We start from the raw sequence: 14,466 nt of genomic DNA, 5'->3' as shown, positions 1-14,466 counted from the left end.
CCGGGCGCAGCGGATCTGCGTGTAATGATCCCCGCCTTGTCGATCCGATAGTTGATCCGAGCAGAATCGGGCTTTCATGCCTTCGCACAGATGCCGCTTCCTTGCCGCTCCGGCAGCCCTCACAGCCCTCTCAGCCCTCACGGCTCTCACCTTCGTCCAGGCCGTCACCCCGGTCCCCGCAGCTGCCGCGGCTGTGACCGACGTGTCTGCCACGCTGGCCGCGCGCCCGACCTCCGTGCCGGCGGCGGACGAGATATCCGGTTCCGGTCAGGTGGTCGTCTGGAGTCAGAAGACGTCCGCCGACGCTCTGGCGCACGGCTGGCTCGCCGTCGCGGGAGGCACACCCCAGGATCTCGGCCGGCTTGCCGACACCAGCGAGACGTCGAACGTCGACGCGGTGTCCGTGCAGGACGGAGTGGTGGCCGTCGCCACCTCCACCAATCCGAACGGTGATCTCGCCGACCACGTCACCTTGCGCCACCTCGACTCCGGTGGACACCTCGGTGAACAGGACGACGTCCTTCCTGTCGCATACGACAGCTCAGGGGCCGCGGGGGACGAGCGCTATCGTGCCCAGGCCGGCGACGGCATCCTCGTCCAGCAGAGCTACTACGACGACAGTTCCGCGTATCGAGTGCGCCTGCTGCTGCGCACGCCCGGCAACGAGGACCGGACGCTGTTGTCCGGCGACGCGCAGTACGAGGTGCTCGCCTCGGACGCTCGTGGTGCCCTGGTGCTCCGGCGGACCGCGCCCGGCTGGGACCGCAAGATCGTGTACGTCGACTTCGCCACCGGCGCGACGGTCACCGTGGCGGAGCCCGCGACCGACGAGCTGCCGCAGGGCCTGGAGTTCACCCCCGCCCATGTCGGCGTCATCGACGGTGCGACCCTGACCGAGTGGCAGCGGTCGGCACCCGGGGACGGCCCGTCGACCGTCACCCTGCCGGTCAGCGGGGCGCACTGGATCAGCGATGACACGCTCGCCTGGTACCAGTGGAGCGCGGCGGACGGGGCGTCCGAGCTGTTCGCGATGGCCAGGGACGGATCCACGGCGGCGAAGGACCTCGGCGGGACGTTCACCGACCTTTCGGTCGGCGACGACGGCAAGATGCGCGTGACGCTCTACCGGCCCGACGTGGACGCCGCGATCCAGACCCTCACCGACGGCCGGGTGTCCACCGCCGCCGGCGACGCCACCACGATCCCCGCCGGTCCCGCCAGGCTGGACGCGCTGGCCCTGTCCGACGGCGCGCTCTACACGGCCGACGACTCCTCCCGCCGTCAGGGCGTCCTGCTCCGCTCGGACCTCTCGGCCGGCCCGGCCGGGGCCTCGGCGAGCACGCCGTCCCGGGTACTCGCCTACACCGGCGGCCTGGTGCACCAGACCCTGGCCGCCGCCGGGGACCGGGTCCTGGTCGAGCAGAGCAGCGCCGCCGAGCCGGGCCACTACCAGGTGTACGAGGACGGCAAGCTGGTCGGCACACCGCTGAACTACTCCGACGTGTCGATGGTGAACGTCGTGGACTTCGACGGTGAGCACGTCCTGGTGTCGGACAGGACGACCGCGGCCGACGGCACGCTTCTCCTCTACACCTTCGCGGACGGCCACAGCGCGAGGGTGCCTTCCGCCTCCGCGTTGGACGGCGGCGCCGTGTACTCCTCGGTACGGAACGGAACGACGGCCGCCTGGTCGATCCGGCGGACCGACCTGACCACCGGCACCGTCACCACCGCCGCCACGGTGAGCTGCCTGCCCGGCGGCCTCCAAGTGCGCGGCTCCCGGATCCTGTTGACCACCTGCGGGGCCGCGTCCACCACCGGCCTGCTGCTCAAGGCGGGGAGCTCGACCGGCACCACCGTGGACGCCTCCGTCCACACGCCGATCCTCGGCACGGACGTGATCTACACCTTCACCAAGTCCTCGGAGTCCTCGGGGGCCGTCACGCTGAACGCCCAGACGCTGAGCGGCACGGCAACCGCGGCCCAGCCGCTGTTCGCCCTCCCGGAGAAGGCCGATTCCGCCACCGCCGAGAGGTGGGCGGTCGACCGCGACGCGCCCTGGGCGGCCTGGATGGACGACGCCGGCGTCACCCACGTGACCTGGGCAGGCGTCCCCACGTCGGCCTCGGCCGCCACCGCCCCGACCGGCTTCAGCCCCAACGGCGACGGATCCGCCGACACCTGGACCCCCACCTGGACCTACAACCGGCCGGTGAGCTGGACGCTCACCCTCAAGTCCGGCACCACGCAGGTCCGTTCCCTCTCCGGTACGGCCTCCGGAGGCACCGTCAAGCCGGTGTGGAACGGGACGACGGGGGCGGGCACGGCAGCCGCCGAGGGCGCGTACACCTGGACACTGACCGTGCGCGACACGGTGACCGGCCGGGCGGCAGCCGACGTCAGCGGCAAGGTGACCCTGCGCCGGACGGTCCCCGCCGCCTCCGTCACCGCGCCGACCGTCGCGAGCAGCGCGGCGACGAGCGCGGCGGTGCCGGTCGCCTGGTCGGCCAAGACCGCCGGTGTGAAGTCGTACGACGTCGGCTGGCGGGTCGCCACCCGTGACAGCGCGGGCGTCTGGAAGCTGGGAGCGCTGCAGACCTGGCGCACCGGCACGACGGCCACCTCCGCGGTCTTCGGCAAGGCGGGCAGCCCCGTGAAGCCGGTTCCCGGACTGACCTACCGCTTCTACGTCCGCGCCCACGACGACGCCGGCCAGACCGGCCCCTGGAGCAGGGCGGCGACCACCGGCATCCCGCTCGACGACCGCGCGACGGCACTGCACTACACCGGCACCTGGAAGTCGGTGGCGGCATCCTCCGCCTGGTCCGGCACCGAGCGCACCTCCGCCACCAAGGGCGCGTACGTGTCCTTCTCGGCGGACGGCACCCAACTGCGCATCGTGGCAACGCGGAAGTCGAACGGCGGCCGCTTCGCGGTCCTGGTCGACGGAAAGACGGTCGGTACGGTCGACACCTACGCCGCGCAGACCGCCTACCGGCAAGTGGTGTTCACCCGCACGCTCGGCACCACGATCACGACCCACAAGGTGCAGCTGCGGGTCCTCGCCGGCAGCACCTCCACCCGATCGACCGTCCACCTCGACGCCATCATGATCACCCGCTGAGTGCACAAGGGGTCGGCCTGCCGGAGACCGCTGCTTCCGGCAGACCGACCCTACTCGCTCGCCTTGTAGTGGCCGACGCGGTTGCCCACGGCCTTCTTCACCTCGCCGCCGCTGCCCCGCCCGCCAGGCACCGACAGCCGGAGCAAGCTCGAACTTCACTCCGTCACAGGGCACCAGCAGCTCTCCGGCCTGGCGTCGGCCGAGGCATCCGGATCCTGCTCGACGACTTCCGAGTGCCCCGGCCGATCGGCCGGCCCAGGACCACACCGGACGTGATTCTGGCCGACAAGGCGTATTCGTCTCGGGCGATCCGCAGTCACCTGCGACGGCGCGGAATCCGGTCGGTGATCCCACAGCCGGCCGACCAGGCCGCGAACCGCAAGCGGCTCGGCCGGCGCGGCGGCCGTCTTTCATCTGGTCGGAAAGGTGATCAGAGGAAGGCGGCTAGTCCTGCGGTGCCAAGGTGCGCAGGACGTCGAACTCGTTGCCCTCGGGGTCAGCCATGACCACCCAGTTCCGGTCTGGGCCCTGGCCCACGTCCACCTTGACGGCGCCGAGACCGAGCAATCTGGTCACCTCGCCCTCGGTGCTGCCGTCGATCGGGCTGACGTCGAGGTGAAGCCGGTTCTTGACGGTCTTGCCCTCGGGCACACGGATGAACACCAGGGTGGGCGGCATCTGGCGGGCCCGGACATCCTCGACGGTCGGCACCCAAGAGCCGATCTCGACCTTGCCCTCGCTCCGGTCGATCACCTTGAAGTCCAGGACCTCGCACCAGAAGGCCGCGAGTCTCTCCGGATCACGGCAGTCAACGGTCAACTCGGTGAACCTGCTTGTCATGCTTCCCCCAGATAGTGCGGACGGGGCTCAGCGTAGGTCGCCCACCCGACAGATCCGAGAGCTTTTCGACCAGGGACATCAAACGGGCTTGATCCGTAGGAAACCGCTTAGGCGGCGCCGGCGTTGATGGTGACCGGGATGTTGTCGCGCGTGGCCTTGGAGTAGGGGCAGATCCGGTGGGCGGCGGCGCCGAGTTCCGTCGCGGTCTGCTGGTCGACGCCGCCGAGTTCGAGGTTGAGAACGGCGGCCAGGCCGAACTCGCCGTCGTCATCGTGGTTGAGGGTGATCTCGGCGGTGATGGTGGTGCTCGCCAGCCTGACCTTGCGTTCGGCGGCGGCGCGGCGCACGGCTCCCAGGAAACAGGCGGCCCAGCCGGCCGCCAACAGCTGCTCGGGGTTGGTGGCGTTGCCGGCGCCGCCGAACTCCTTCGGGATGGCCAGAGTCGTCTGCAGAAGTCCGTACTCGGACTGGACGCGGCCACAAGGAGTGCGGCAACCCGGAGTGCACCCGCACCTACATCGACCGCTCGCGGGGCATGCGCCGACAGTGGTGCGGGATGGAGTCCTGCGGCAACAAGATCAAGGCAGCCGCATACCGCGCCCGCAAGAAGACCGCGCCCGCGGCGGCCCGCTGACGCGCGCGGTGCCGGTCACGGTCACGGCGGTGCCCCGCCAGTCCCGCACCGGCCCCCTCCCCGCCCTCCCGTTCGCCCCGCCGTGCGCAAATACTCGATCCCGGTGTCGAGCGCTGCGTTGAGGTGGGACGAGTCGCCCGTGGACATCATGATGGTCACGCCTCCCTGGATGCCCCGCCAACAGCGCGGCAGACGCCTGCAGTCGGGTGAGTGGTCGCTTATATCCGCACTGGACTGGCGCGCGCTTCGCCACCTGCGGTCGGCTCAGCTCGTCTTACGCTCCTGTGAGCCATCCGTGCCGTACAGCTGTGCCGAGGCGTCCACATGGGCCAGCCTCCGCAGCGCGTTGAACACCGCCTCACCCAGTACGGTCCCGACCACCACGGCCTCCATCATGCCCTCGACCGCCACCCGCCGGTCCACGTAACGGAGGTCGGCCTCGGCGACCTGCTCGGCTGCGTCGGCGTAGTCGTCGAGCACCTCGACGAACGCCCCGTGGCCCAGCCGGTCCATGGCGGCAAGGGCCTTGGACAGGTCGGTGGCGGCGGGGTTCGACTCGTTCGTCCGCCAGCCGCGCCGGGAGATGAGGTCGGCGACGACTGCCCGGGCGGCCGCCGACTCGGCGTCGTCGTGCTCGACACCCCCGTTGCTGAGATGGTCCGCGGCTGCGCCGAGCACTTTGTGCAGCGGACGCTCCGGGTCGTCGAGGGCCGCCAGTACATCCGCGATTTCGGCGACCTTCATGCCGCCCACATCGAGCAGGGCTCGGATCAGCTGCAGCCGACGCTCGTGCGCCTCGCCGTACGTCGCCTGGTTCGGGCTGGTCAGCTCGCCCGGAGGCAGCAGGCCCTCACGGACGTAGTACTTGATCGTCGGCACCGACACTCCGGTGTTGCGGCTCAACTCTCCGATGCGCACAGCCGGTTCACTCCTCGACCTTCGTCCTGAGGCCGGGCCGGCCCTTGCCGACCCGTCTCCCATCATAGATAGTTGGGCTATCGGATAGCGGATAGTGCCGCTATCCGCTTCTGGGGGTAGTCATGTCTTCCTCAGGTCCGTATTCCTCACGTCCGTCTTCCTGGCCTGCTCCGTTACGGCCGCCGTCGGCGCCGTGGCGGTCATGGCATCGGCCGCTGGTGGTGTTCGCGGCGGCGATGGTGTTGACGGCGGTCGTATCCGCGGTGGGACTCGTCATCGACGACCGTGTCCTGGCGGGTGCGCCGATCTGGTTCAAGCCGTTCAAGTTCTCGGTCTCGTTCGTGGCGTACTGCCTCTCCCTGGCCTGGATGCTGTCGCTTCTCCCCAGCGGACGACGCGTGGGCTGGTGGGCGGGGACGGTCGTCGCGCTGGCGAGCCTTGTCGAGATGTTGATCATCACAGGGCAGGTGGTGCGCGGGAAACGCAGCCACTTCAACCACGAGACACCCTTCGACGAGGCGCTGTTCAACGCCATGGCCGTCTCAGTCGTCATCCTGTGGCTCGGCACACTCGCCGTCGCCGTGCTGCTGCTCCGCGCCCGAATCGCCGACCGGGCATCCGCCTGGGCGATGCGCTCCGGCATCGTTCTGGCACTGGCCGGGGCCGGCGTCGGTTTCCTGATGACCCAACCCGCGCCGGGGCAGCGGCGTGGCGTCTCCAAGGTGGTCGGCGCGCACAGCGTGGGCGTGCCGGACGGCGGTCCGTCGATGCCGCTGACCGGCTGGTCGACGACGGGAGGCGATCTACGGATCCCGCACTTCGTCGGTATGCACGCGCTGCAACTCCTGCCGCTGCTGGTCATGTTGCTGACCGCCCTCGGGCCACGCTTCGCTCGCCTTACCGACGACCGCATACGGCTGCGCCTGGTGCTGCTCGCCTCGGCAACGTACGCCGCCGCCTTTGCACTGACTCTCTGGCAGGCGCTGCGGGGCCAGCCGCTGATCCACCCGGACGGCGCGACGCTGGGAGTGGCCGGACTGATCCTGGCGGCCGGTGCTGTCGGGACGTACGGATCCCTGAGGGCTCCGACCCCCTTTCCACTCACAGCAGATGACGCGGAAGGCGCGGAAGGCGCGGAAGCGGCGGAAGACGCGGAAGACGCCCCCACCCCGAAGGGCCTCGTGGCATGACCGGATTCCTCTTCGAGCTCTCCTTCTGGCTCGCGGCACCCGTATGGCTACTCATGATCTTCGCGCCGGCGTGGGGTCCGACTGTCCGTATCGCCGGGTCACCGTGGACCGTGGTGCCTGTCCTGCTCGTCTATCTCGCACTGGCGATCCCGGTGTTCCCCGAGCTGTGGACCGCGGTCCGTAGCCCGGATCTCGACACCTTCCGCGATCTGACGGCCCTCGCGGACGGCGCGGGGGCCGTCTGGGCACAGGTCATCGCTTGGGATCTACTGATCGGACAGTGGATGTACCGGGAGGCCAGACGCCTGGGGATCTCCGCCCTGCTGATGGGGCCGCTGCTGGTCCTCACGATCCTGCTGTCACCGTTCGGACTGCTGGTGTTCCTGGGGCTGCGCGCGGCAAGGTCACGGCGTACGACCCGCGCAGACCTCGCGGCTACCGGGGCCGGCGGCGCCACGTAATCGGCGCTCGGGATGCGTGGGCGCCGACCGCAACAAGGCGCAGCGAGGCTCACCCGGGTGGTTCGGTCCCTGCTGCGTTCGACGGCGTCGGTACGACGCCGGGCAGCGGGGCCATCACCCAGCTCTCGTCCTCCCAGACGACTGTTTCGGTGACGCGGACGGGTTCGTCCTCGGCACGTGCGGTGCCGACCAGGTCAACCTTCCACACGCCCTCGAACTCCGAGGCCCGGCTCCATCGGACATCCCAGTCCTGTCCGCCGTACGCCTTGATCCGGGCGCGGGCGTCCGTGTTCCCAGCTGCTCACCAGCGTCCTCGCCCTGCGCGACGAAACGGACATCGAACAGCTCGGCAACGAACGCCCCGGGGGCTGGCCTTCCTGCGCCACCTGGTCGACACAGCCCGCCGCAAATGACGGTGCCGCCGTCCACGACGCCCAAGCCCTTGGACCGGACACGGACCTCGTCGCCCGGACCTTCCGACACGACGACGTTCGTCGTGTGATGAGCACGCGCATGCCCGTCGGCGCTCAGGACGGAGACGACCGGGTCGAAGCCGGAAGGCGCTTCCGTCCCATACGGCGTCTTCGGAAAGAACTTCACCGAGGCCGCAAGATTCGGCGACCGGCCCCTGACACGACCGGGGGCGTCACCCGCAGCCCGTCCGGCTCAGCGGACCAGGCGGCCGCTTCTTCCTCCCCACCCCTGCGTCATATCGATGCCTCACTCCCGTGCCGCAATCCGGGACCGGCGTTACGAAAAGAACCCTCCGTGCCTTCTGGCCATCTCACAGAGGGGCACATCGCCCGGGAGAACCGTGCGATGCGACCAGGGGCAAAAGGGGAGAAACCGTGTCGTCCATCAGTCAGCGGATGCACCTGGTGCTGCTCGCCGCCTGGACAGTCCTGTGGTTCGCCGTGGTCCAGCCGCACGGGGGCTTCTCCTGGCACTACCTGCGTACGGGTGGGGAGTTGCTCTACGCGGGTTCGGGCAGGGCGGACGGCGGTCTGAACCTGTACGCCCACCACCCGGAGTTGCAGATGGGCCCCGTCAGTTTCCTGGCGGCGGGCCTGTTCAACCCCTTCTCCGAGGCCCTCGGGCAGTTCCTGGCCGCCGCCGCGATGTCCCTGCTCGGCCTGATCATCCTGGTGGTGGCCGGACGCAGCGCCGCCCGGTACTTCCTGGGCACCGGCACCAACCATCAGCGGCTGCGGCAGCGGGTCCTGATCGCGGGCCTGGCCTTCATCCCGATGTGGATCGAGGTCGCCGTCCGCTTCGGTCACCTCGACGACGTACTGGCACTCTTCTTCACCACCCTGGCCGTACGTGCCCTCACCCGCGGCAACGCCGCTGCGACGGGCATCTTCCTGGCCCTGGCCATGGACTCCAAACCGACCGCGCTGGCCTTCCTGCCGTTGCTGCTCGCACTGCCGAGAAAGCAGTGGCTGCGCGCGGGGCTGTGGTGCGCGGGTCTGGTCGCGCTCGTCTGGCTGCCGTTCCTCCTCAGTGCCCCGCATTCGTTCGCCGCGGCCGAATTCACCATCCCCAACCAGCCCGCGTCCGCCCTGCGCTGGCTCGGCGTCGACGATCCGCGAACCCCTCCCTGGGACCGGCCCGCACAGGCCGCGGTAGGGCTGGCGCTGGGTTGCGTCGCGGTCCGGCGAGGGCGCTGGCCCGCAGTCGTCCTGCTCGGCGCCAACGCCCGGATCGCCCTGGACCCCAGCGTCTACACGTACTACACCGCCTCAGTCTTGCTGGGCACCCTGCTGTGGGATGTGATCGGGCAGCGGCGCCTGGTGCCGTGGTGGAGCTGGATCGGACTGATCACCCTGTACGGCACGGTCTTCGTCGTTCCCCATGACCCGACCCGCGGCCTGATCCGCCTGGGCTTCGTCGGCGTCTCCACCGCATACGTGCTGTTCTGTCCGGTCCGAGATCGGCGCCGCCGACACCCTCTGTCCCGCAGCGAGCGGGTGAGAAGCGAGCCGGCCCCGGATACGGCGAAGCGCACCACACTCGGCGCGCCGGAAAGATCGCGTCCCTGACGTGTCAGGGCAGACGGCGGGGTCCGGCATGTCGGTCGGCGGCTCGGGCGGGTCGGCCGGTTCACCGCCGTTTCAGTGCTTGCGTGACCGTCTGCGCACCTGGTCGTTCCAGGTGACGGGCCCGTGCACGGTGACCAGGACGACGGGACGACGACGAGCATGAGGCTATCGCGCGGACGCCGTCGAGCCCGTGCAGGTAGAGCGAAGGGCGGGCGGGGGCGAGCTCGCGGGCGGCCGGGCGCCTCATCACGAGGGTCCTGCCGTCCCGCACGCGGGTCCTGGTGTTCAGCACGATGGTCTCGGTGTCGTTCACCGCTGTCCACCTCCGGCTTCGGACCGGGCGGGCAGCGGTCGGTCCGCGCTCACCGTGCCGCTGATGGTCAACCGCGCAGGTGTACGGCCCGCCTCTGTTGGTTCTCGGCCGGCGCGCGGAACCTGCTCGGTTGTGTCTCGGCTTCGCAACGGGCGACGACGAGACGGCACCCCGGCAGTCACCTGACCGCCGGACGGTCCTGGACGGGTTTCACGCCGTCGCGGCTACCGCCGCCCGCCATGGCCTGGGCCGAGCCGGCCACTTGCCGTACCGGAAACTCGTCTCTTTCCATGCTGGAAACTGTTCGCTACTCTTTCCGACATGGAAACTCACGGGGTACGAGTGACGCCGGAGCAGGCCCATGCCGCTCTGGCCGACACCGAGCACATCCGGGCCTCCGCCGCGGCGCTGTCGGCCACACCATGGCCGAACTGGTTCTTCCTCACGCTCACGCTCTACATCGCCGCGCTTCCGATCACCTACGGAGGCGTCATGGCCGACTCGGACTGGCTGCTGCCGCGCACCGCCTGGACGGCCATCATGCTGACGAGCACCGCGGTGTACGTGGCGCTCTTCGCCGTCGCGGCGAAGGCGTGGCGCAACAGGACCGGGGTGGCGCTGAGGCTGGACGTGCTGCCGAAGCGGGCGACCGTGCCGCTCGCGGTCGGCCTGCCCGTGCTGCTGGTGGGGGCGGCGCTCGCTTTCCGCGTCACGGGACGGCCGGTGTGGCTGATCGCGGCCTCACTGATCGGTGCCGCCGTGTCCGTCGGCTTCCACCTCGCCTTCGTCCGCCTGCACCGGAAGACCCAGTGAGCGCCGAGATCCACGACCGGCTGGAGGGTTTCGACACCACCATCCACGCCCCGAACCGGCTGCGCATCTGCGCCCTTCTGGAGGCTGCGGGCGAGGCGGAGTTCGGCCTGGTCCAAAAGCAACTCGACCTCTCCGCCTCCGTGCTGAGCAAGCACGTCACCGTGCTGATGGACGCCGGCTACGTCGAGCAGCGCAAGGCCGTCCGCGACACCCGGCAGCGGGTGTGGCTCCGGCTGAGCCGACGAGGCCGGGATGCATATCAGGGGCACCTTGAGGCGCTGCGGGCGATAGTGGGGCCGTCGGATCCGGGTCTGTGATCACGATCTGAGCCGGCGTCCTAGTTGCCGGGTACGGCCACCCAGCCGTACCCGAAGTAGTCCGCGGGGCTGCTGCCGTCGACTGCCTGAAAGGAGCGGGTATAGGGGTTGTCGTACCGCATCCGACGCGGGTTCTTCTCGTCCGTCAGCAGGCGGTGCTCCTGGTCCATGAGCTCTTGTGAGCAGGTCCGGTCGGTGGTCCGGGTGGGCCGGTACATCGTGAGGACGTCGCCGTCGAAGACGGCTCTGCCGGTGAAGTCGTTGCAGCCGGCCTTGCCGGTGACCGTGCCGTCCCGGTGGAAGACGTAGTACACGTCCTTGCCGCCGACGACCGGCACGATGGTGTCGCCCGAGACGAGATGGTCCAGCCGCCATCGGGAGCCGAAGAGCCCCTTGGGCCGCATCAGTTTCACCGCGATGTAGTCGCCCCGCTGGTTCTTCAGGTCCATCGTCAGGTCGTCGACGCGCCGGTTGATGGTGAGCGGCCCGCTGAAGAGCTTGCGCAGCTTCCCCTCGAAGGCGCGATACGACTTCGGGCACCGCCCGGCCGAGGGAGCCCCGTCGGTCTTCTCACCCACGGTGAGCGCTGTCTCGGTGACGGTGGTAGCCGCCTTGAACGGGGTGCATCCGTAGTTGCCCTCGGTCGTGTCGTCGTAGCCGAACTCGACCCAGGCGGCGGCACGGGGCGGCGCGGTGGTCGCCCGCCCTCCGACGGTGACCCACTGCACGTACCACCGCGCCCCCACCACCAGCCCTCCCGTCCCGCCGGGACCCCTCGAGGTGGGTGGGGCACTTGCCCCTCCCGTGTCCGTCGACGTGCTGCAGGCGGTGATGAGGAACATGGCGGCGAGCAGGGCTCCGACGATGGCTCTGGTACGGGACCCACGCTTGACGTTTACCGGCATGATGTCTCAGACGGACAAGGCGCGCGTCGGGTTGCGGAGGCACTTCTCGACCCCGTGCTGACAGTTCCTTTCAGCCGACCTGATCCAAACGACAGACCCTGGGCCGGGCGTCCCTGACAGATGTCAGGTCCCCGGGGCCGCCCCCGTGCCCTTCACTGAGGTCGGCACATGTAAACCGCAACCTCTCGGGGGCACGAGAATGATCCGCAGTAAGAAGATGTTCGCCGCAGGTCTGGCCACCACCGTCTCGGCGGTGGCCCTGTCCGTCGGCGCCATGGCCGCCCCGGCGTCGGCCGCGGGCTCGGTCGACTGCCGTGGCGCGGTCCACGGTGTCGACACGGACCGGGGCATCGCCAGCTGCACGAACAACAGCGACCGCACCATCCGGTTCCGCGCCGAGGTCGTCTGCGGCCGGGCCCCCGACGTCTCCGGTGACTGGGTGACCCTGAACCCGGGCCAGTGGGGCCAGTCCTCCGCCACCTGTGCCTGGTACAGCACGGGTGTCGGCAGCGTCGGCTGGACCATCGCGTAGTACCCGGTCGAACGGGGGAAGGAGCGGCGGCCGATGCTCTCGGAGTACGGCCGCCGTCCCACGGGCTTAGTACTCCAGTGGCTGGTGTGCCGTCAGTCGGCGGGAATGTAAGGGCACATGAGCTCGGCGCAGGCGGCTCATCGACCCTTGCGCCAGTGCTCGAAGCGCGGCTCGGGCGTGAACTCCATGCTGTACGAGGGGAGTTCCTGGGCGAGCAGTCTGCGCAGGAACTCGACCATGCCGCAGGGGACGACCTCGCAGGTCTGCGAGCCATGACGGGCGAAGAGCAGGACGGGCCACTTGTCGGGGTCCGGATCGCTGGTCAGCCAGCACAGCATGTCGGCGTGGGAGGTGTAACCCCAGGCGAGGATGTGCTCCGGGTCCAGGTCGAGCCCCTCTTGGTCGGCGCCCTCCTCCTCCCAGGTCAGACGGGCGTTCCCCGTCTCGTCCTCGAAGTCGTCAGGGGAGTGCTCGTAGGCCCCGGTGGGAAACGGCCCGAGGATTCCGAGCTCGCCGATCTCCTCCTCCGAGCCGATCCCGCCGACGCCGTACACGGCCATGAAGTCCATGTAGTCCCGGGGGAACCCGGTCCCCCACCGCGCCTCGGCCGCCTTCCAGTCGATGTCCTCGCCCGCGCCGGGAGGCGGAGGCAGCAGCTGCCGCAGCGCGGTCATCCCGGTTGGCTCTTCCATGCCGGTCCCTCCCTTCGGTCGGGTCTGCGCGAGTCTAATTGGAGTACTGGTCGGGTCCTCCAGGCTTGAAGTCGTATGCGCAGGCTGGGAGTTCGACGCCTTGACGGTGGGCCAACGGTACGAACGGCACGGGGCGGATCGTCCATGTCACGCGGATCCGGTCTTGGGTGATCGATACGGCGCAGGGCTCCGACCGTAGGAGGGCTCGCCGCGTCTCGACGCGCCCCTCGTGCCTTCAGTCGCACCCAGGCGACCCGCTCCGGTGCTCCAGCAGCTGGAGTGAGAAGTCGAGTGCGCGGTCGGCCCGTTCCCGGTCCCCGGACACCAGGAGATCGAGCTGAAGCCCCCGTACCTGGGCGAGCAGGAGGGTGGCCAGGGCGGAGGCTTCCTCGGGGGGCCGTCCGTCCTGCGTGAGCCGGTCGGTGAGGATGTCGAGCCAGCCGCTGATGATCGACTGAGCCAGGTCCCGGTCGCCTTCGGGCTTCCAGCCGTGTCGGCCTACCAGCTCGAACAGCAGGAGGAACTGCCTCTGCTCGTGCGGCTCGCACAGTCGCTGCCATACGGCCTTGACCAGCTCGGCCGTGGAGCGCGCCCCGCGGTACTCAGGAGCGCTCCAGCAGTTTGATCGCACTGGGCAGGTTGCCCGACGCGGTGGTGGTGACGGAGCAGGCGACGTCCTGCCTGATGCCCTGGAAGCGCAGGGCGTCCTCGGGTTCCCGCCACTGGTGATCTTCGCGGGCGTCAAGACGGCCGTCGACCGCGGAGGCGCCGCCGCCCGCTGCCGGGAGGCTGACCCGCGGGGCACGACCTGCTGTCCCAGGCGGGCGCTCAGGGGCGATCGGGCGTCGCGCGTGTTCGAGCCGACCGGCACGCGCCCACGTGATCAGCTGTCACCGGGAAGGGAGCGGTCGGGCGCTTTGTGCTCGGCACGGCTCCGGTACTCGGCGTTGATGCGCTGAGCTTCCTCGAGCTGGTCCTCAAGGATGACGATGCGGCATGCAGCCTCGATCGGGGTGCCCCTGTCGACGAGCTCGCGGGCGCGCGCCGCGATCCGTAGCTGGTAGCGGGAGTACCGGCGGTGTCCGCCCTCCGAGCGAAGCGGAGTGATCAGACGGGCCTCACCGATGGCTCGGAGGAAAGCCGGGGTGGTTCCGAGCATCTCGGCGGCCCGCCCCATGGTGTATGCGGGGTAGTCGTCGTCGTCCAGACGATCACTGAGGGGGATATCTGCTGTCATGTCACCTCGTTGCGCAACGCGTCGAGGGGCCCTGGTGCCGTACGGCACCAGGGCCCCGAAGGAAATTCAACACCATCTGTCGGCCCTATTGCTGTGCCGACCGTCTGTTTCCGCTACCAGCCCTGCAGAAGGGGGGGTGCGGGGATCGCGGCTGCGTGACCGGGGACCACCTTCCAATCCGGGGTCTTGCGGTACCCGGCCGAGTGCTTCCCGGGCCGGGCGATCCTGATGGCGTCTGCGTCCTCCGTCCTTCCTCTGAACCAACTGCTTGGTGAACTGGTACTGCGGTACTGCTGTCGGCGGCCCCTCGACCTGCGGGCCGCCCAGTGCGGCCCTCAGCCCCGTCACCGCTCTACGAACACTTGGCTTCGGGACTCCAGAGCCGCACTGGCCTGCGAACTTCATGTACTGCAACCCGCCAGTTCGTGTCTGCCGGGTTTCGCTTGAC

Annotated in this window: 14 protein-coding genes and 5 pseudogenes; 9 read left to right on the top strand and 10 right to left on the bottom strand. The window is 69.6% G+C overall.

What is annotated here, in order from left to right:
• Positions 1-76 precede the first annotated feature (76 nt).
• Together EHO50_RS27320 and EHO50_RS27315 are read left to right on the top strand one after the other, a co-directional pair.
• Positions 77-3,124, top strand: coding sequence for a hypothetical protein (locus tag EHO50_RS27320; protein WP_128433844.1), 3,048 nt, complete (start codon positions 77-79; stop codon positions 3,122-3,124).
• Between the two features lie 239 nt (positions 3,125-3,363).
• Positions 3,364-3,531 (top strand): annotated as a pseudogene (locus tag EHO50_RS27315) (IS5/IS1182 family transposase); the annotation flags it as partial.
• Positions 3,532-3,568: 37 nt separating this feature from the next.
• Here the strand turns inward: EHO50_RS27315 and EHO50_RS27310 are convergent.
• A complete protein-coding gene (locus tag EHO50_RS27310; RefSeq protein WP_128433843.1) occupies positions 3,569-3,964 on the bottom strand; it encodes a VOC family protein in 396 nt (131 codons plus the stop codon).
• 107 nt (positions 3,965-4,071) lie between these two features.
• Positions 4,072-4,443: pseudogene (locus tag EHO50_RS27305) on the bottom strand (Ohr family peroxiredoxin); the annotation flags it as partial.
• 2 nt (positions 4,444-4,445) lie between these two features.
• Between EHO50_RS27305 and EHO50_RS27300 the strand changes: the two are divergent.
• A pseudogene (locus tag EHO50_RS27300) lies at positions 4,446-4,598 on the top strand (CGNR zinc finger domain-containing protein); the annotation flags it as partial.
• A gap of 21 nt (positions 4,599-4,619) precedes the next feature.
• Here the strand turns inward: EHO50_RS27300 and EHO50_RS45225 are convergent.
• Together EHO50_RS45225 and EHO50_RS27290 are read right to left on the bottom strand one after the other, a co-directional pair.
• Positions 4,620-4,772 (bottom strand): annotated as a pseudogene (locus EHO50_RS45225) (TetR/AcrR family transcriptional regulator); the annotation flags it as partial.
• A 90-nt stretch (positions 4,773-4,862) separates the two neighbouring features.
• Positions 4,863-5,516 (bottom strand): MerR family transcriptional regulator, encoded by a 654-nt coding sequence (locus EHO50_RS27290; RefSeq protein ID WP_128433841.1) that lies wholly within the window; start codon positions 5,514-5,516, stop codon positions 4,863-4,865.
• A gap of 236 nt (positions 5,517-5,752) precedes the next feature.
• Here EHO50_RS27290 and EHO50_RS27285 point away from each other — a divergent pair, with 236 nt between their 5' ends.
• Both EHO50_RS27285 and EHO50_RS27280 read left to right on the top strand, forming a co-directional pair.
• Positions 5,753-6,706, top strand: a complete 954-nt coding sequence (locus tag EHO50_RS27285) for a hypothetical protein (RefSeq protein ID WP_246101500.1) — start codon at positions 5,753-5,755, stop codon at positions 6,704-6,706.
• A complete protein-coding gene (locus EHO50_RS27280) occupies positions 6,703-7,167 on the top strand; it encodes an ABA4-like family protein (protein WP_128433840.1) in 465 nt (154 codons plus the stop codon). Before EHO50_RS27285 ends, EHO50_RS27280 begins: the two co-directional genes overlap by 4 nt.
• A gap of 49 nt (positions 7,168-7,216) precedes the next feature.
• Here EHO50_RS27280 and EHO50_RS44155 read toward each other — a convergent pair whose 3' ends face one another.
• Positions 7,217-7,375 (bottom strand): hypothetical protein, encoded by a 159-nt coding sequence (locus EHO50_RS44155; protein WP_164904955.1) that lies wholly within the window; start codon positions 7,373-7,375, stop codon positions 7,217-7,219.
• A 661-nt stretch (positions 7,376-8,036) separates the two neighbouring features.
• Here EHO50_RS44155 and EHO50_RS27270 point away from each other — a divergent pair.
• The 3 genes from EHO50_RS27270 (at position 8,037) to EHO50_RS27260 (ending at position 10,652) form a co-directional block, all read left to right on the top strand.
• Positions 8,037-9,209, top strand: a complete 1,173-nt coding sequence (locus tag EHO50_RS27270; protein WP_246101499.1) for a hypothetical protein — start codon at positions 8,037-8,039, stop codon at positions 9,207-9,209.
• Between the two features lie 634 nt (positions 9,210-9,843).
• Positions 9,844-10,335, top strand: a complete 492-nt coding sequence (locus EHO50_RS27265; protein WP_128433839.1) for a hypothetical protein — start codon at positions 9,844-9,846, stop codon at positions 10,333-10,335.
• Entirely contained in the window at positions 10,332-10,652 is a 321-nt protein-coding gene (locus EHO50_RS27260; RefSeq protein ID WP_128433838.1) for a transcriptional regulator, read from the top strand. The genes EHO50_RS27265 and EHO50_RS27260 overlap by 4 nt, the downstream gene beginning before the upstream one ends.
• A 20-nt stretch (positions 10,653-10,672) precedes the next feature.
• Here the strand turns inward: EHO50_RS27260 and EHO50_RS27255 are convergent, their stop codons facing one another.
• Positions 10,673-11,401 (bottom strand): META domain-containing protein, encoded by a 729-nt coding sequence (locus EHO50_RS27255; RefSeq protein WP_164904954.1) that lies wholly within the window; start codon positions 11,399-11,401, stop codon positions 10,673-10,675.
• 355 nt (positions 11,402-11,756) lie between these two features.
• Between EHO50_RS27255 and EHO50_RS27250 the strand changes: the two genes are divergently transcribed.
• Positions 11,757-12,089 carry a hypothetical protein gene (locus EHO50_RS27250; RefSeq protein WP_128433836.1) on the top strand — a complete coding sequence of 111 codons (333 nt, stop codon included), beginning with the start codon at positions 11,757-11,759 and terminating at the stop codon, positions 12,087-12,089.
• A gap of 137 nt (positions 12,090-12,226) precedes the next feature.
• Here the strand turns inward: EHO50_RS27250 and EHO50_RS27245 are convergent, their stop codons facing one another.
• From EHO50_RS27245 to EHO50_RS27230, 4 genes and pseudogenes are all read right to left on the bottom strand, one after another.
• Positions 12,227-12,781: an SMI1/KNR4 family protein gene (locus EHO50_RS27245; protein ID WP_128433835.1), complete on the bottom strand. Its 555-nt coding sequence runs from the start codon at positions 12,779-12,781 to the stop codon at positions 12,227-12,229.
• Between the two features lie 34 nt (positions 12,782-12,815).
• Positions 12,816-13,013 (bottom strand): annotated as a pseudogene (locus tag EHO50_RS45220) (hypothetical protein); the annotation flags it as partial.
• Between the two features lie 3 nt (positions 13,014-13,016).
• Entirely contained in the window at positions 13,017-13,412 is a 396-nt protein-coding gene (locus tag EHO50_RS27235) for a hypothetical protein (protein WP_128433834.1), read from the bottom strand.
• A gap of 252 nt (positions 13,413-13,664) precedes the next feature.
• The gene (locus EHO50_RS27230) at positions 13,665-14,018 is read right to left on the bottom strand and encodes a MerR family transcriptional regulator (protein WP_128433833.1); all 354 of its coding nucleotides are present in this window, start codon (positions 14,016-14,018) and stop codon (positions 13,665-13,667) included.
• Positions 14,019-14,466: the final 448 nt, after the last annotated feature.

This window comes from Streptomyces cyaneus (genome assembly GCF_004028635.1).
Taxonomy (GTDB): domain Bacteria; phylum Actinomycetota; class Actinomycetes; order Streptomycetales; family Streptomycetaceae; genus Streptomyces; species Streptomyces cyaneus.
The sequence above is the reverse complement of the archived record's forward strand: the minus strand, read 5'-3'. Positions and strand labels throughout refer to the sequence as shown.